Raw genomic sequence first — 16833 nt, 5'->3', positions numbered from 1 at the left:
ATCATTTTAATTTTTTAGAATGAAGCAGTCAGGTTAATACCAAAGCTTCTTGTTGATGGGAATTGTCCGATTTCAAAACCTGCGTTGATGTCACCATCGCCGAGTGTACCAAATTCCGGATCAAATACAGGCCAGTTAGAGATGACGAACAGGTCGCGGCCATAAAGACCTACGGTGCCTTTATTGAAGCCGATTTTGCGTAGCAGTCGCGGTGCAAAAGTATAATCCAGTCTGGCTTCTCTCACTTTGATAAAGTCAGTGCTGAAAGTATTTGCTTCTACGTTATCGCGGGTATAGTGTGCGGTGTAATATGCGGAGATGTTGGTAGCGATGATATCGTTTTTACGATAGGTGCCGTCAGGGTTCTGAACAACGCCGTCACCGATGATGCCATTGTAGCGGCCAGGCAATGTTTTCTTCAGCTTACCTTCTTCTGCTAACACGGCATGTGTCAGGGAATATGCTACACCGCCGGTTTGTCCGTCTACGAGGAAGCTAAAGCGGAACTGCTTATAGGAGAAGCTATGTCCCATACTTGCTTTCCAGCGAGGGTTGGTATTACCAAGATATTTAGTCGTTTGGTCCATGATAGGATAACCTTGGTTATCATACACGATCTGACCATCAGGAGAGCGCAGGTAACCTAAACCATAGAGATCTCCCATGCGGCCACCAGGGCGTGCTTCGATAGATCCTCTGTTTGCAGGGCCGGTAGACAATACATAGGTTTCGATACCTTCAGGCATAGTGCTGATGGAGCTTTTATTGGAGCTCAGCGTTCCGGTGATATTCCAGGTAAGGCCTTTCTTCTGTTTGATAGGAGAGCCATTTGCCTCAATCTCGATACCGGTATTGGTTACAGTACCGGTGTTAACGATCGCATAAGGGAAGCCAGAAGCTTTGTCTACTGGCGCTTTTACGATCTGACGGTAAGTATTGTTTTTATAAAGTGTTAAACCAAATCCGAATCTGTTACGGAAGAAGTTCGCATCTACGCCGGCTTCTACACTCACTGTTTCCATTGGCAACAGCTGTGGGTTAGCTACATAGCTAGGATTATCTAATCCGCTCTGGAACTGCGTTGGAAGGTATCCGAAGGATGTATAGTATGGATTGATACCACCGCTTCCTACAGCTGCTACAGAAGATCTTACTTTCAGTAGGGAAATTGCTTTAGGTAAATCCAGGATGTCGGAGAGGATTGCACTGGCATTCACAGAAGGGTAGAAGAAGGATACATTATCCTTGCTCTGCGGAGTAGCCAGTGTACTGCTCCAGTCGTTACGGCCGGTGAAGTCGAGGAACAGGTAATTGTTATAACTCACCTGTACTAAGGCGTACATACTGTTTACTGCATAGGTAGATTTGTAAGGATAAGTAGTCGGTACGTTCTTCGCGTTAGCAAAGGTGTAAACGCCTGGATATCTCAGTTTATCTGCTCTTACTTCATCTTTGTTATAATAGTTCAGCATACGTGAACCACCCACGGAAACGGTTGTATTAAATTTATTGAAGTTGTGGTTGTAACGCAACATGAAATCATTATTCACTTCTCTTGAATAGATGTTTTGTGTGCGGAACATACCGTCGGCAAACTTCTGCGTATTTTTTGGACGTTGCTGAGAGCGGCCTTCTGTGCTGTAATCCAGTGAGGAGCGTACTTGCAGACTAAGATCCTTGTTAAAGTTATAGGTGGCTGCCACGTTACCGATGACGCCATTGCGGTTCATCTTATTCAACATTTCATATGCCTGCAAATAAGGGTTGTCGAGCAGGCTGCTGAATGGACGTGTCTGCGACTGTTGTTCCTGTCCAGGCACCCAATATTCTTTAAACCAGTCAATATTGGAGTTAGGCACCATACCACGAATGAAATACATAATGGTTTGGTTGTTATAACCAGTAGAGGGCAGGTTATCACTTTTTTTATTGGTATAGTTTACCTTGGTAGAGATCTGTAATTTATCAGAAACCTTATGATTAACGGAGAGCGCTACGGTGTTCCTGCTATAGCCGGTGTTAGGAATGATCCAGTTGTTATTAAGGTTTGTATAAGCCAGGCGCACATTGGTGTTGCTGTTGCCGCCTTCCAGAGAAACACTGTTAGTAAAGGTTTTGGCTGTCTGGAAGAAATCCTTACGGTTATTTTTATAAGGAACCCATGGTGTTCTCACGGTGCTGCCTGTACGTGTTTTTGGATCGTACTGGTAGTACATCTGACCGTCGAATTTAGGTCCCCATGCGGAGCTGGTGCTACGAGTACTGGCGCCATCTTCGGTGGCTCCATAGGAGTACCAGGTATCTTGTCCGGCTGCACCTTGACCATATTCATACTGGTAATCAGGCCAGCGGTTGATTGTTTCGAAAGTGCTGTTGGAATTGATGGTAACGCCAAGGCCTTTGTTGATCTGGCGTCCTGATTTAGTAGTCACAATGATTGCACCGTTTGCACCACGTGCACCGTATAAAGCGGCAGCACCAGGGCCTTTCAGCACAGACACACTTTCAATGTCGTCCGGGTTGATGTCGTTCAGGCTGGTACCAAAGTCGGTGGGACTATCATCAGAAAGATAAGCGCCACTGCCGGTACCTGTCTGGCGGCCACTGGAGCCATTGATGATCACCCCATCTACTACGATGAGCGCTTCGCTACTACCTGTGAGTGCATTTTCGCCGCGCAATACTATTTTGGTAGAACCGCCCGGGCCACCATTGGCTTTGAGCATGTTCAAACCTGCCACCTTACCAGTGAGGGCGTTGGTCCAGTTATTACTCATCGCATCGGTCAGTTGTTCGTTGCTGACTTTAGTGGCAGAATAACCTAATGCTTTTTCATCACGGCGTATACCCAGCGCCGTTACGATCACGCCATCGAGCTGTGTGACGTTCTGTTTCATGATGATCTTCAAGTTACCCGCATCGCCGGTAACCGGATAGGTATAGGGATCAAGGCCGATCGCCTTGAAAGTTATTTTACTCCCAACAGGAGCTTTCACATCAAAGGCGCCGCTTTCCTGTGTAACAGCAACGATTTTCCCGTTTACAGAAATGCTTACCCCTGGTAAAGCGCCTTCATTGTTAGCACCGGAAACAATTCCTTTGAGCCTTACGGATTCCGCCTGCTGTTGCGTTGTTTCAGGAGTATTGGGAGCTTTAATATAGATATTGTTGTTTACCTGTTTCAACTCCATGCCAGTAGTAGATGCTACCAATGCCAGGAGTTTGTCCAGCGGCATTTTTTCGGATGGAAGTTGTAATGTTTTGGTAGACTGTAATGCATTGTCATCATACATTACAGATAATTTTTCCTGTTTCTGCAACACCGTGATCAGTTCCTTCACAGTGATGGTTTTTTTCTGAAATGAAATAACCCGACTGTTATTTTGTGCTACAGCGGCATTAAAGAGTAGCAGAAAGGTAAGTCCGCTCACCGTCTTTTTCATATAGGAATGTTTAAGCATTATTTCTGTTTAGTTGTAAGGGATAGCACTATTTCCTGCTGTTGTACTTTATAAGAGAATCCTGCCAGAAAGCCAAGACCATCCAGTACCGCATATAGGCCATTATCCTCAATGCTGCCGGTAAAAGAGATAGTGTTGTGAGCATTACCTGCAATACTGATTTTTACATTATACCATTGCTGGATTTTTGCAGCAATATGTTCCAGGTTATCTTTCTCAAACACAAGCCTGTTGTCCTTTACAGCTGTTACCTCATTGAGTGCTACGCTGTCGAGCAAGGAAAGTCGTGTAGCCGGATCATAGGTAAGGCGTTGTTGTGGCAGCAGATTGATATTAACAGCAGCTGCGGTGACGTTGATTTTACCAGTGGCTACAGAAATTTCCTGCGGCAGATCAGGCCTTGACAGAATACTGAAGGAAGTACCCAGCACTGTAATATTTGATTTGCCGGCTTGTACCCTGAAAGGCTTTCCTGGCTGGCCTTGCACATCAAAAAAGGCTTGTCCGTTTAGGATGACTTGTCTGTCTGTATCTCCGAATGCGGTAGCATTATAGGCGAGTGTAGAGTTATACTGTAGCCATATTTTGGAGCCGTCAGGGAGTAGTACCTGTTTCTTTTCTTTGACGCCGGTTTGAATATTTACCAGCATAGGAGCGGGTGCTGGCTTGGGTTTGTGGAGGTATGTCCAACCCAGTCCAATGAAGAGTGCTGTTACTGCAGCGGCAGCACCATAGCGCCACCAGGTACGTCTATAGGTTAATTGTTTGGCTGCATCTTCTGCGGCCATTACCTGCAATACCTGTTCCCAGGCCTGTTGGGCATACTGCTGTACAGGTACGCTGTCCAGCGATTGTTGCCGCAACCGGAGTGCATCCAGAATCTGCTGGTTTTTAGGATTGTCCTGAAGCCAGGCCTCCACTTCCAGTTTTTCTGTTACAGAACATTCGTTCTGCAGGTATCGTATTAAAAAATTAGCTTCCAAATGTTTGCCGTTTACATATAGGAGGATGCAGCGGCAGATTTTTCCTGTTAATTAATGTTAAGGAATTATTAACTGGTTGGAAAGGCTTTGTGGTGGCTGTTTAAGAGAGAAAAAAAATTATTTCATCAGCAGAAAAAGTAATCCTGCGAGTACAGTTAAGTCATAATCGCCGGCAGATAATTGTAGCTGTTTGCTTTCTCCTTGCAATTGCCTGATGGCAGCATTTAGTTGGTATTCTACTTTCTTTGGTGTAATCTGAAGTATCTGCGCAATCTCGCGCTGGGTAAGGCCCAATAGCTTCATGTCTATGATTTCCCGTTTCACTGGATCCAGCTTGGATAACAGCAAATGCAGTTTCTGCCTGGCCTCCTTCGATGCCAGGTGAGTAGCCGGTGTATCATCGGCTTCTAATGTATCTTCTATGAATGCGGAATCCAGAAAATCGTTTTGCCTGCTGTTATTACTCTTATAGCAAAGGCGTCTGGCAGATACCAGCAAATAATTTTTCAGGTTGGTGCTGACGCGTATGTTGGCGCGGTTCTTCCATAAATCACAGAATAGTCGGGCAGATATATCTCTTGCTTCTTCGTAATCATCTACAAGCGCAAAGCAATATCTGCAAATCAGTTCAAAATACGCTTCATAAACACCCTTGAAGGTTTGCTGATCCCATTCTACGGCATTGGTGTCTGTTACTATCTTCATAATCGCGGTGCAAATCTATGTTAGCGATTTGCTTTTAGTTGAGCCCCTGATAAAGATTTAATGAAAAATTCATATTGCAGGCTGGTATCCATTACGTGGTTACGTTGGTTGTTTCGTTCGCTTTTCTGTTTGGCTGATCTTCTTTTTCAGCATTTGCTGATCCGGCGTCAAATTATTTATTCTCCAGATTATTCTCTGATTATTTTTTGCAACAATGTTTCATATGATAAATAGAATACAGCGTATATGCAATACAGTTGGGGCAGGGATTACCTTTTTATAAGGGCGCTATTATGGGCAGGAAGGCCTTCAACTGATAATTAATATCAATTGGAGATATTTTTAGCGGGAGATCTTCCCTCAATTTTATTTATGTAGATAATAGCTAACGGCCAGCGTATATACGCGGTTCTTGCCGTATCCGCTCTCCGTGAGGCCCAGACTATAATTGAGCGCTAGTTGCAACCCAAATGGAAATTCATATCCTGCGGTAAAATTTGCGCCGGTATCCCATTTTTTTGCATCCACCTTGGGATTGGTGAAGAAAGGACCTGTAACTGGGTCGGTAGCTGTAATTGGAATTGCATGTGGCTCCTGATCCCTGGACATGAAAGCTCCTTCAATATGCCCGTTGAGGAACATCGCCTCATAAAGGCCTGCACCTATAAACGCTTTTCCTGCTCCTAACTTCTGCTTGTATAGCAAGTTTACAGGTAGCTCCAGGTAGTTTAACCGATCATTTCCTTTGGTGTCCAACTGAAAAACCACATTGGACAGTCGGCCACTCCATTTTACGCCAGCATTCCCCCCTTTTGAACTATACAACAAGGATGGTTGAAAACTGAAATGCTTGCTCAGCTGCCAGTCTGCCGAAACGCCTGCGTAATAAGCTACTTTATGCCCCTGTAAGTAATTGTCTGTTTTTGACTCAGTCACCTCCTGGCTGTGAACAGTGATCTTCGACTGATAAGCGCCACCGATACCAGCTTTAACGCCTATACGAAACTGGGCCTGGGCATAATAACTGCAACAAATAATAGCAATGGCAAGGGCTACTCTTTTCATGGCAAAGGGATTAATACGTAGGTAGACTAAGGATTTAGTCTACCTATGAAGATAATAACTTAAACTGACAGAATATACCCGATTTTTACCATAGTAAGTTTCATTGAAACCAGCATTGTAATTCAATGCGATCTGTAATCCCAGCGGCAATTCATAACCAGCGGTAAAGTTGATGCCGGTGTCCCAAAGCTTGGCATCAGGCTGGCCGCCTCTATGCAAAGGGCCTGAGCGGCCTTCAAATGTTGCTGGCAGTATGTCTGCCCACGGTGTCTTAATATCCGGCATTTCCCGGATCAGAAAATCGCCGTTTTTATGACCATTTAAATATAGAGCGCCATATAACCCTGTTCCAATAAAAGCTTTGCCTGCGCCCAGTTTTTGTTTGAAGAGCAAGTTGATAGGCAATTCGAGGTAATTCAGCCTTACATCTCCTGCATATTGAAACTTGTCAAAACCATTGGTACCGTTGATTATATGGCTAAAGGAACTTGCGCTGCCCTTACTGCTATATAACAGTGACGGCTGTACGCTGAAATGATTGCAGACCTGCCAATCGGCGGTAATCCCGGCATAATAGGAAAATTTATTGCTGTAACGGTAATCTATCACATATTGCTGTGGGTCTGCTTTGGAGTGATAGGAGCTTCCTGCGCCGGCCTTCATTCCAAAGCGAAATTGTGCTTGGGCATTAGAACAAAAAAATAGAACAGTTAAAATAAGCAGGGTTCTTTTCATGAGTTAATTGATGAATGGTGAAATTATTTTTTGTGCAGGTAATAGGATACACTTAATGAATACACGCGATTTTTACCGTAATAGGTTTCATTGAAACCGCTACTGTAATTCAACGCTATCTGTAATCCCTGCGGGAGCGCATAGCCAGCGGTGAAGTTGATACCACTGTCCCATACTTTAGCATCCGCCTGGTTGCCATTATACAAAGGTCCAAGCCTGCCTTCATAGGCAGAGCTACCATCCTTTGGAAGTGGATCTTTAATCTTTGGATTTTCTCTGATAAGGAAATCGCCTTCTTTGTGTCCATTTAAGTATAGGGCGCCGTATAAGCCGGCACCCGCGAAGATCTTACCCTTTCCAAGCTTTTGTTTGTAAAGGATATTCAACGGAAGCTCCAGGTAATTCAAACGATTTTCACCGGTAATATCTACCTGGAAAATCATATCATCTGCTCTGGCCATCGTTTTTGTTCCTGTCATGCTGCCTTTGGAGCTATAAAGAAGGGAAGGCTGAATACTAATATGTTTGCCCAACGCCCAATCAGCGCTAACCCCCAGGTAATAGGCAGCTTTGGACCCATTTAAATAGTTGTCGAAATATGGTGCAGCCTTTTCGGCATCGGTAAGTTGGTATTTCGACTGGTAAGCTGCACCCAAACCAGCTTTAACGCCTATACGAAATTGAGCTTGCGCCATACAACTACCGCATAGCGCCACTAGTATTAGTGTTGTTTTTTTCATGATGTAAAAGAAGAGAGATACAGTAACTATTTTTTGTGCAGATAATAGGCTACACTCACTGAATACGCGCGATTCTTGCCATAGAAGGTCTCCTGAAAGCCCAGACTATAATTCAAAGCCAGTTGTAACCCACCAGGAAACTCATATCCGGCGGTGAAATTAGCACCAGTGTCCCAGTGTTTTGCATCCGCCTGTTTCCCTGGATATAAAGTGCCCAATGGTCCTACAAATTCAGCGCTGGCATCCATCGGTGGTTGTTCTTTCATTTTAGGTAATTCTCTGATCTGGAACTTCCCATCTTTACTTCCATTCAGGTACCTGGCCTCATAAAGGCCCGCGCCAATAAAGGAATGACCCTTGCCTAACTGTTGCCTGAAAATCAGATTGACAGGCAGTTCCAGGTAATTCAATCTGTCTTCGCCCGATTGCGTTGAAGTGTTATAGGTGACGCCCGTGTTCCAGATTCTCTCCTTCGTACTGCCACCCTTAGCGCTGTATACCAATGACGGCTGTACGCTGAAATGTTTGCTCAGCTGCCAGTCTGCGCTGATGCCTGCATAATAGGAGGCCTTGCTGCCAACAAAATAATTGTCGTGGCCATTGTGGGCATCAATATTTGGCGTATTATTTTTAGAATGATAAGAGCCGCCAGCGCCGGCCTTAATCCCAACATGGAATTGCGCTTGTGCAAAATAACTGCTACATAGTACCGCCAGGGTAAGTGTGATCGTTTTCATGATTAGGGGATGATTGATTTTGGTGTCTGTAAAGCGTTGTGGTTGGCGTATTTGTTACTTATCTAGTTAAAATATCCCTTATTTGTATCCCAACTAATAGCTTTGAAGCTTTTATATTTATCCAGTATATTTATTCCCAGAATCAAACGCTATGAACAAAGCCCGTCTGGAAGCCTTCAGCGATGGTGTTATCGCCATCATCATCACCATCATGGTACTGGAAATTAAAGTGCCGCACGGTGCGGAATGGCCTGACCTGTTTCGCATCTATCCTGTATTTCTAAGCTACATACTGAGTTTTATGTATGTGGGTATTTACTGGTGCAATCACCATCACCTGTTGCATACTGTAAAACATGTTAGCTCTGGTATCCTCTGGTCCAATATGCACCTCCTATTCTGGTTGTCGTTGGTGCCTTTTGTGACAGGCTGGATGGGAGAGAACCACTTTGCCCCCCATACCATAACGGCTTACGCGGTGGTTATGATATGCTGTGGCACCGCCTTCGCTATATTGCAATATGCGATTAAAAAAGCTAACCCTGAGCAGGGAGAACTTGGCATAGCTTTATCCAAACTAAGATCTAAAGCATGGATTTCTGTTGGGTTCTATATCCTCGCCATTGGCGCGGCTTTTGTCAGTAATGTACTATCTGGGTTACTCTTCTTGTCAGTAGCCATTTTATGGTTCATACCATCAAAAGGAGTGGAGAAGGCACTGGAAGAACAATCGGAATAATACCAAGCAATTTTTCCTTAACGGATATACTAAAAATGAAAGACCAAATATTGGGAAAATAAGTGGAGACTATTACATAAAGCCCAACAGCCAGTCAGTGGGATAACCCCAATGACTGGCTGTTGGACTTTATAATTACCTAAGCTTTTTTCTTTTTCCCTAGGGAGATATGGTATTTTTCTGGTGTACCGGAAATATTTAAATGCATAAATCTGCCTTTTTTCCCCTTATCCAGACTCTCAATGGCATCTACTTGTTCAGCATCAACTTCTTCCTGTTTCTTGCCAAATAAGGCCTGGAAGCCCACAGAAGTGACCATCTTCATAGGTACACGCAATTGGTAGGCCATCGTGAGATCCAATGCCTGCTTGCCACTGATCTCAATATAACCAATAGAAGAATTAATACTCATATTAGGAATCTCCAGCGTGGCCTTCTCAAAACTTAACTTGTTACGCAACGTATCAAAACGGATCATACGTAGGTTCTTATCCTTAAAGTAAGAAGCCATCGCCTGCATAGGGCCAAAATCTATCAGCGAGCCATTACGGATTTCTATATCCATCACAGCTTTGGTCTCATCCAGTCTTGGCGTAAGGTCAGGATGCAGTTTGATATTACTCTTGATACGTCCGGATAATGTTCCCTGCAAGTTCTTGTTGAGGATCATGTCCTGCCCGAAATTATCAAATTTCAGCAGCATCTTGCTAAGGTTTACTGTATCCAGGCCTATACTGCTTCTGAAGTACAGCTTTTGTGGATCTGTGGCATTGAGTATACCCCGCATGCCTATATGTCCGCCGGCCATCCTAAGGTCTATCGTATCGATCTTCACTTTCTGATCTTCCTGCATATGTATATTGGCTGTCAGGTTTTTAATCCAGAGTTTGTGATACCTTATCTTTCCAACATCTGCAGATACATCAAAATTGCTGAATTTGATTTTGAAGATATTGAATCCTGCAGCATGCAGGCTGTCGTTTTCCTTTACGGTTGTAGTGCGCACGGTAGTCGCTGCTTCTTCTTCCTTATGATCAGTAAAGTCATAATTCATCATCTCATCTACATTCAGATAAGTTGATTTTATGGAGAAGAGATTATTGCGCTTATTTCCTTTTCTGTCAGGGCCTGCATATAGATGCAGGTTGATATCGAAATCACTGCTGCCTACTTTTCCCGTGAGGGTATCTACTACCAGGTATTTATTGGTGCCATAGCGGATGCGCCCTTTAATATTTTCCAGCTGAATGGGATGCTGTTTTAAAGTACCGCTGATATTGGCGATATGCGCATCTACACGTTTGAATACAGTATCATATTTCATTTGCAGCTTGGCGCGCAACCAGAGATTATTCGTTTGTTCGTACCAGTAGCCTTCCGGAATAAACTGCCTTCCTTTGGAGCTGATCAGGTCATTCACTGCCAGTCTGTTGGATTTCAGGTCAAAGGCAAATTCTGTCTGTCCTTTTTTGATTTTGCTGAACCAAAGTGCGTAGTTATTCAGTCGCCCTTTAAATGCAAAGTTGCTGCTGTCAATATTTCCGGAGAAGTTTTTCACGAGCAGGCTGGTATCTCCAATGGTTACATCTGCAGCAAAGTCGTGCAGACTATGAGGATATTGCTTAAAGGAAGACGAGAGCTCTTCTATCTTAAAGGTGCCTTTTGGCAGCGGGTTCGGATGCAACAGCTCATTGACGCTGGTTTCAAAGGCGAGCGCCAGTCTGAAACCGCTGATCACTTCTTCGCGGAGGCGTTTATGCGTGGTATCTGCCAGCATCAGTTCTCCTGGCAATACTTTATTGGAATTAACCTGGAAGGTTACACGTACAGGTTTGGACTGCTTATGGAAGATAGCCGGAAGATCGCTCAGGGAGCCGCTTGCAGCCAGGTCGCTTTGTCCAACTTTGAAATTAAGCGTGTCCAGTTGCAGGCTGCCATCTTTTACCATGGCATGTACATTCATATTACGTACCGGCAGTGGATAATTAGGAATTCGGAAGGCCAGGTTGGTAACCGTAAGCTCACTCTGTACGCCATCTTTCAGCTTAGCCAGACTTTGTTCCGGCACCTGCATGTCTACCAGTTCCCGGAAGTTCATGTTCAGCCGTATGTCACCTTCAATCTGCTCCAGGTCTTTGATGCCGAGGAATTCACCGATGAAGCGGATGTTCAGCTCCGAATATAACTGCATGATGATATGCGGATCGGTGAAATCTTTCATGATGAAATTCCCTTTAAAGACGCCTTTTCCAGGGCGGGCATTCATATCCAGGATATGCAGCTCAGAAGTTTTGAGGGAGTGGTCAGGGCCATTGGTATAATAGCCTCTGAAGCCGAGAGAATCTAGTTTTTTGTTAACAGTTTTGTTTTCAAACCATACGTTTTCGCAGCCAAAGTGTACGTCTATGGCTGGCATATGTTGTTTGTCTACCTCCCCTTTGATTGTACCGTCAAAGAATACACGACCATCGCGACGGTATTGGTCCATACGGCTGGCGATATCTGCAGGCACCATAGCAAAGATCAGGTTGAGATCAGGGCGATCGCCTTTAATGGTGAAATCTACCGTTGGCTTTGACGCGAGAGAAGCGTTTCCTTTGATATCCAGGCTGGCATTTTCCAGTTTGATATTGGCTTTATCCAGCTGTAGGAATTTTTTACCAAGATGATAATCACCGGTAATATTCAGCGCAACATGTTTATTTCGAAAAAGAGAAGTATCTGTTTTGCTGATGAAATCCAGTTCCATCTTGCCGTCCAGGTTCATCGCCATATGTTCGGCGTTCATGCTGAAGCCCGTGGTAACTTTATCCAGATGAGTTTTAATTTTATAACCGCCGGCATCGTCGTGATAGGTGACGAGAATATTTTTCAATATTATTTTCCGGAGGTCAATTGCCAAAGCTTCGCTGGCAGTGTCTTTAGGCTGTGGGGCGGTAGCAGGTAAGGTATGCGCATCAACGATATCGAGGTTGCCGTTGAGGTTCCTGTTGATATGTACTTCACCGTTATTCAATACGAGTATACGTACCTTATAATGTTGCTGCAGGATATCGGGTAGACTGAATCCAACAAAAAGTTTCTCCACCTTGTACATGGGCGGTGTATCCATTTTTTTGTTGGCATAAAATTTCACATCGTGTAAAACGATGGAGATATAGGGAAAATGAGCAAACGGATTGATGTTGCTGCTTCCCAGTACCAGTTCCCCGGTAAATTGTTTGTTCAGTTCCTTTACCGCCATTTGGGTAAGGCGTTGCTGTTGGCTATAGAGGATACCCGCTGCGATGGCAATTATTAGTAATAAAGCCGCTAAAGTTATCCCTGCTATTCTTAAAATTCTTTTGCCTTTTTTCATGATATGGCCATTCTTACGCGGTAAAAGTATAAAAATTTCAAATGTGTAATACTAGGTTTTACTGCGGCATAGTGTTAAAATTCTGTTTTATTTCTAAAAGACGTGCCTGCGTTCCCGTTGCAGACACCCTAATTATATTGCAGAACACCCGCGGGACCTCAAAATTACCGAAGAATACTGATATGGGATCGTTGGTTGCCGGTATTGTGTAAGATGTTATCGCGGGCCGTTTGTAATGCCAATAAGAGTAATATTTTATTTGTCATAAGCCTTACCATCATTATCCCCATGAGTAAAAAAGCAACAATGTCCGATGCCGGCCCTGTTACGGTTCCTGGTCCTTTCGTCCCAGAAAGTACCACTGATAATGTTGATGCAGTAGAAAATTCCGGACTCGCCCCAGATTATCTCTTTTACAAACAGCAATTTTATGCCTACCCTGTTCAGTTCAATGCCCTTAATCTAAGGAAGATGGGTGTCTGGGGGGCTATCTGTTGGCTGTTTTCCTGGTTAAGAGTCTCCATATTTCCACATAAAAAGCCCCAGAATTTAGCGTCGGCATTAAGATATAGTGTTGGCAAATTTGGATACGATAAATTGTATAAAGATTATGCCAGAAAGATCTCAGGCCGCGCTGCCAAAGAGATCGAGCTGACATCCTTGCCTGAAAACCGACAGCTGGTAACAGTAAGTGTATTATTGAAAAAACTTTCCTTACTCAATAAGAAAACAGGGGAGTGGAAGCCGCTTCAGTTAATAGATTGCAATATTGCCCTGGCGCAGGGGGATATTAAGGCTGCGGACCTTGAAATCCGCAATGATGCTGCTACTGGCAATGTTTGGGTGGCTTTGCATTATTATTCCAATCCACCTGAAAACGGCTGGCACGAACCAGATGAAGCTTTTCAGCAACAGGCTGTGGCCGAACTGGAAAAAACCGGGCTTGCGGCAGGCGCCAATGTATTGGATATTATTGTAGAAAGACAGGAAATTATTGTAGCAGATCATTTCAATTTCGCCAAACAACAACTCGTCGATAAAAATTATGATGATGCCTCTCTAGCGGCTTATATCTTTAAGAATCCAGCTAACCGCTGGTATATAATAATTGCCATAGCAGCCATCATTATTCAGTTCTGTGTTTTTAAATATCTATATCCGTATGCAGCGTATATCAATGGTGATTCTTATTCCTATTTGAACTCCGCATACCTAAATCTCGATATCAGTACCTATCCAATCGGTTATCCGCGCTTCCTGCGTTTGTTTAGTATTTTTTGTAAATGGGACACCGCACTGGTAGGATTCCAATATTTATGCCTCGAAAGTAGCCTGCTGGCGCTGGTCTTCACGCTGTTTTATTTCCTGAAACCGGCAAAGCCAACAAAAATTATATTGCTATGCTTTGTTTTGTGTAATCCGGTATTGAATTATCTCAGCAATTATGTATCCAGCGATACAATGTTCCTATCGCTTAGCCTGACATGGTTTACGCTCTTGTTCTGGATTATGTATAAACCAACAGGAAAACTTGTTTTCTGGCATGCGATCGTGTTAGCGGCTGCATTTACCGTTAGATATAATGCCTTGTTTTACCCGGCAATTGCATTGTTTGGATTCCTGCTGGCGAAAAAGCGTTTCTGGCTCAAAATGGCGGGTCTTGTATTCGCAGTTGCACTAATTGGTTTGTTTATTCAGTTTAATACCAATAAATATTATCAGTTAACCAAGATGCGCCAGTTTACGCCATTCTCCGGATGGCAAATGGCTAACAATGCCATGTACACGTACAGGTATATTGATAGCGCCCATCGAAAACCCGTTCCTGCAAAGTTTAAGGTATTAGACAGTATGATTCGTACTTATTTTGACAGCACACGTGATGTTCGCAAACATCCTGTCGAAGGTATGGTGGCCAGCACTGTTTACATGTGGAGTCCCGGCCTGCCGCTACAGTTTTATATGAGAAGCCAATTTAAAAATGATAGCATCTCTTCTGAGCATAAAAAATGGGCTACTATGGGGCCTTTATATAAAGACTATGGCAGCTTTATCATCCGATCTTATCCGATGGCATTTGCAGAACATTACTTGTGGCCGAACTTTCTGAAATATTATACACCGCCAGTAGAATTCCTGGAACAATATAATATGGGAATCGATAGCGTACAGGAGATAGCCAAGGTCTGGTTTAATTATAAAGATAGGAAGGTAAAAACAAGACTTAAAACATTTAACGCCCCTATTCTTGATATCTATCCAATTCTGGTAGGAGTGCTGAGTGTGTTATTCCTTTTTGGTTGTATTTCTATGCTAGTGTTGGGAGCCCATAAGCAGGTCGTGTTGCGAAAGGCATTATTGCTTGCATTTGCACTATGGGGCGTGAATATGGCTTTCAGTTTGTTTGCTTCGCCCATTGCATTGCGTTTCCAACTGTTTCCAATACTCGTATCAGGAGCCTTTACAATCCTGGTATTAGGGTATATTGTCAGCGCAGCTTTTACTAACACTCAAAATGAAAATAAATGAAAAAAGCAGTAATTGTTGAAATCGTATCGTTGCTGTTTGCAGCCTTGTTTCTCTATACGGGGATTATGAAATTGAGAGAGTATGACGTGTTCCGATCGGTGATCGAAACCTCTCCGATACTGCGTCCTGTTTCAGTTCCTATTGCCTGGGGGTTGCCAATAGTGGAAGTGGTATTGTCTGTTTTACTGATTATACCTGCTGTAAGGATTAAGGCATTGTACGCTTCATTTGTACTGATGATTCTATTTACAGTTTATATTATTGCCATTCTACTCTTCAGTAAACACCTGCCATGCAGCTGCGGCGGTGTACTGGAGTCCATGACCTGGACACAGCACCTGATCTTTAATGTCAGCCTCATTGTCCTGGCAGGATATTGTTTAGTACTGAATAAGAAGATCAGTAAAAATACCGTTGCTTTATAAATAGTTGTTATGAGATATTTATTGCCATTATTGTTATTAATGTTTATAGCCTCCTGCGATGCCCCGCAGGAACCTCCTTTCAGCTCTGGAAGGGAAGGAGAACAGTTGTTAAAAATAAATTATCAGCTGCCGGATAGTGTTAGCTACGCCTCAGTAGATACAGTACCAGGCAAAGCAGCTGTACTATTCTTCTTTACCACAGAATGCCCCTACTGTAGGGCTGAAATACGTGCATTAACTGAACACGCAGATTCTGTTAAAAATATTCAGTTTTATTTGTTGACAAGAGGAAAAGTGGCTGACGTACGAGCCTATCAGGAAGAATTTAAACTGAACAAATACCCCAATATCTCTGTCGGACTCGATACCGGAGCCGTCATGATGAGATATTTTGGTATAAGAGGAGTGCCTTATATTGCTGTATACGATAAAAAACATGTGTTGAAACAGGTGTTTAATAATATCGTTCCAATTAAGGATATCCGTAAAGTAGCAGAAGAATAAGGTATTCCGCACATTGTTAATTACTACACCAATCTGACAGATTCACGAGTGATTAACAATGTTGTGCTTCGCTGAATTGAAAAAATAATCGATACTTGCATAAAGGATGAACAACTGGGGAGCATCTGAACGATGTTGTTGTTCTGATCAATGCAATTTATCGCTTTATGTTTGTAGAGTTGCCATATGTTGATGTAACAGGGTAATCCTTTAACCTTGATCAATGCAAAAGCTATGGCAAAGCAAAAAAATCGTTACAATTCAGTAAGTAATTCCTACCTGGTTCACCTCTTAGACCAAGGTCAGGAGAATGCCTTTTCAGAAATCTACGAAATTTGTTACAGGCGTTTACACAGGGAAGCGTATTATATTACCCGCGACAGAGAACTGGCGGACGATGTAGTGCAGAACGTTTTTGTCAATATCTGGAATAAAAGGGAATCTCTCCCTCGCCCCCTCAACCTGAAAAGCTATCTGGTGGTTTGCAGCCGCCATGAAGCACTCAATCAGGCCCAAAGGGTTAGAAAAATAGATAACCATAAGCAGGTATACGATAATACCCGCCCGACAATGTTCGAAGAAAGACTTGTCGAAAACAAGGAAATCTATAACCAGATACTCAAAGCCATGCAGAAACTGCCACCAAAACCACGTAAAGTGTTTGAAATGGCATACCTGCATAACTGTACCTACCAGGAAATTGTAGCCGTAAGAGGGATATCACTGCAGACAGTTAAAAATGAAGTCTGCTACAGCGTGAAAGCCCTCCGTCAGATCCTCAAAGGGCATTATATCCAGTAAAGAAAAATTCCGCTACGAAATAAGAATTCCAAACCCTGGTGCGCCAGGTGC

The 16833-nt window shown here is 43.4% G+C and carries 13 protein-coding genes; 5 read left to right on the top strand and 8 right to left on the bottom strand.

Annotated features, from left to right (window positions below):
• Positions 1 to 14 precede the first annotated feature (14 nt).
• The 7 genes from ACE38W_RS13230 to ACE38W_RS13200 all read right to left on the bottom strand — a co-directional run bounded on the left by ACE38W_RS13230 (position 15) and on the right by ACE38W_RS13200 (position 8426).
• Positions 15 to 3443 carry a SusC/RagA family TonB-linked outer membrane protein gene (locus ACE38W_RS13230; protein ID WP_375831524.1) on the bottom strand — a complete coding sequence of 1143 codons (3429 nt, stop codon included), beginning with the start codon at positions 3441 to 3443 and terminating at the stop codon, positions 15 to 17.
• A gap of 17 nt (positions 3444 to 3460) precedes the next feature.
• The gene (locus tag ACE38W_RS13225; protein ID WP_375831523.1) at positions 3461 to 4444 is read right to left on the bottom strand and encodes a FecR domain-containing protein; all 984 of its coding nucleotides are present in this window, start codon (positions 4442 to 4444) and stop codon (positions 3461 to 3463) included.
• Positions 4445 to 4561: 117 nt separating this feature from the next.
• Complete coding sequence (locus ACE38W_RS13220; protein ID WP_375831522.1) at positions 4562 to 5149, bottom strand: RNA polymerase sigma factor; 588 nt, start codon at positions 5147 to 5149, stop codon at positions 4562 to 4564.
• Between the two features lie 366 nt (positions 5150 to 5515).
• Positions 5516 to 6214, bottom strand: coding sequence for a porin family protein (locus ACE38W_RS13215; RefSeq protein WP_375831520.1), 699 nt, complete (start codon positions 6212 to 6214; stop codon positions 5516 to 5518).
• 39 nt (positions 6215 to 6253) lie between these two features.
• A complete protein-coding gene (locus tag ACE38W_RS13210) occupies positions 6254 to 6949 on the bottom strand; it encodes an outer membrane beta-barrel protein (protein ID WP_375831519.1) in 696 nt (231 codons plus the stop codon).
• A 23-nt stretch (positions 6950 to 6972) separates the two neighbouring features.
• Entirely contained in the window at positions 6973 to 7689 is a 717-nt protein-coding gene (locus ACE38W_RS13205; RefSeq protein WP_375831517.1) for an outer membrane beta-barrel protein, read from the bottom strand.
• A 26-nt stretch (positions 7690 to 7715) separates the two neighbouring features.
• On the bottom strand, positions 7716 to 8426 hold the full coding sequence (locus ACE38W_RS13200; protein WP_375831515.1) for an outer membrane beta-barrel protein: 711 nt from the start codon (positions 8424 to 8426) through the stop codon (positions 7716 to 7718).
• Positions 8427 to 8577: 151 nt separating this feature from the next.
• Here ACE38W_RS13200 and ACE38W_RS13195 point away from each other — a divergent pair, with 151 nt between their 5' ends.
• Positions 8578 to 9165: a TMEM175 family protein gene (locus ACE38W_RS13195; protein ID WP_375831513.1), complete on the top strand. Its 588-nt coding sequence runs from the start codon at positions 8578 to 8580 to the stop codon at positions 9163 to 9165.
• 139 nt (positions 9166 to 9304) lie between these two features.
• Here ACE38W_RS13195 and ACE38W_RS13190 read toward each other — a convergent pair whose 3' ends face one another.
• On the bottom strand, positions 9305 to 12523 hold the full coding sequence (locus tag ACE38W_RS13190) for an AsmA-like C-terminal region-containing protein (RefSeq protein ID WP_375831512.1): 3219 nt from the start codon (positions 12521 to 12523) through the stop codon (positions 9305 to 9307).
• 288 nt (positions 12524 to 12811) lie between these two features.
• On the opposite strand from ACE38W_RS13190, the gene ACE38W_RS13185 reads away from it, so the two are divergent.
• From ACE38W_RS13185 to ACE38W_RS13170, 4 genes are all read left to right on the top strand, one after another.
• Entirely contained in the window at positions 12812 to 15052 is a 2241-nt protein-coding gene (locus tag ACE38W_RS13185) for a hypothetical protein (RefSeq protein ID WP_375831510.1), read from the top strand.
• Positions 15049 to 15477: a MauE/DoxX family redox-associated membrane protein gene (locus tag ACE38W_RS13180; protein ID WP_375831508.1), complete on the top strand. Its 429-nt coding sequence runs from the start codon at positions 15049 to 15051 to the stop codon at positions 15475 to 15477. The genes ACE38W_RS13185 and ACE38W_RS13180 overlap by 4 nt, the downstream gene beginning before the upstream one ends.
• A gap of 9 nt (positions 15478 to 15486) precedes the next feature.
• Positions 15487 to 15981: a TlpA family protein disulfide reductase gene (locus tag ACE38W_RS13175; protein ID WP_375831507.1), complete on the top strand. Its 495-nt coding sequence runs from the start codon at positions 15487 to 15489 to the stop codon at positions 15979 to 15981.
• A 234-nt stretch (positions 15982 to 16215) separates the two neighbouring features.
• A complete protein-coding gene (locus ACE38W_RS13170) occupies positions 16216 to 16782 on the top strand; it encodes an RNA polymerase sigma factor (protein WP_375831506.1) in 567 nt (188 codons plus the stop codon).
• Positions 16783 to 16833: the final 51 nt, after the last annotated feature.

The organism is Chitinophaga sp. Hz27 (assembly GCF_042263525.1).
Classification (GTDB): Bacteria; Bacteroidota; Bacteroidia; order Chitinophagales; family Chitinophagaceae; genus Chitinophaga.
This window is presented reverse-complemented; position numbering and strand designations above follow the sequence as displayed.

What these genes read in the sequence shown, in the direction of transcription:
- ACE38W_RS13230 (WP_375831524.1), bottom strand. Translation starts at nt 3,443, where the DNA reads ATGAAAAAGACGGTGAGCGGACTTACCTTTCTGCTACTCTTTAATGCC.
- ACE38W_RS13200 (WP_375831515.1), bottom strand. Translation starts at nt 8,426, where the DNA reads ATGAAAACGATCACACTTACCCTGGCGGTACTATGTAGCAGTTATTTT.
- ACE38W_RS13170 (WP_375831506.1), top strand. Translation starts at nt 16,216, where the DNA reads ATGGCAAAGCAAAAAAATCGTTACAATTCAGTAAGTAATTCCTACCTG.
- ACE38W_RS13195 (WP_375831513.1), top strand. Translation starts at nt 8,578, where the DNA reads ATGAACAAAGCCCGTCTGGAAGCCTTCAGCGATGGTGTTATCGCCATC.
- ACE38W_RS13220 (WP_375831522.1), bottom strand. Translation starts at nt 5,149, where the DNA reads ATGAAGATAGTAACAGACACCAATGCCGTAGAATGGGATCAGCAAACC.
- ACE38W_RS13210 (WP_375831519.1), bottom strand. Translation starts at nt 6,949, where the DNA reads ATGAAAAGAACCCTGCTTATTTTAACTGTTCTATTTTTTTGTTCTAAT.
- ACE38W_RS13175 (WP_375831507.1), top strand. Translation starts at nt 15,487, where the DNA reads ATGAGATATTTATTGCCATTATTGTTATTAATGTTTATAGCCTCCTGC.
- ACE38W_RS13215 (WP_375831520.1), bottom strand. Translation starts at nt 6,214, where the DNA reads ATGAAAAGAGTAGCCCTTGCCATTGCTATTATTTGTTGCAGTTATTAT.
- ACE38W_RS13180 (WP_375831508.1), top strand. Translation starts at nt 15,049, where the DNA reads ATGAAAAAAGCAGTAATTGTTGAAATCGTATCGTTGCTGTTTGCAGCC.
- ACE38W_RS13190 (WP_375831512.1), bottom strand. Translation starts at nt 12,523, where the DNA reads ATGAAAAAAGGCAAAAGAATTTTAAGAATAGCAGGGATAACTTTAGCG.
- ACE38W_RS13185 (WP_375831510.1), top strand. Translation starts at nt 12,812, where the DNA reads ATGAGTAAAAAAGCAACAATGTCCGATGCCGGCCCTGTTACGGTTCCT.
- ACE38W_RS13205 (WP_375831517.1), bottom strand. Translation starts at nt 7,689, where the DNA reads ATGAAAAAAACAACACTAATACTAGTGGCGCTATGCGGTAGTTGTATG.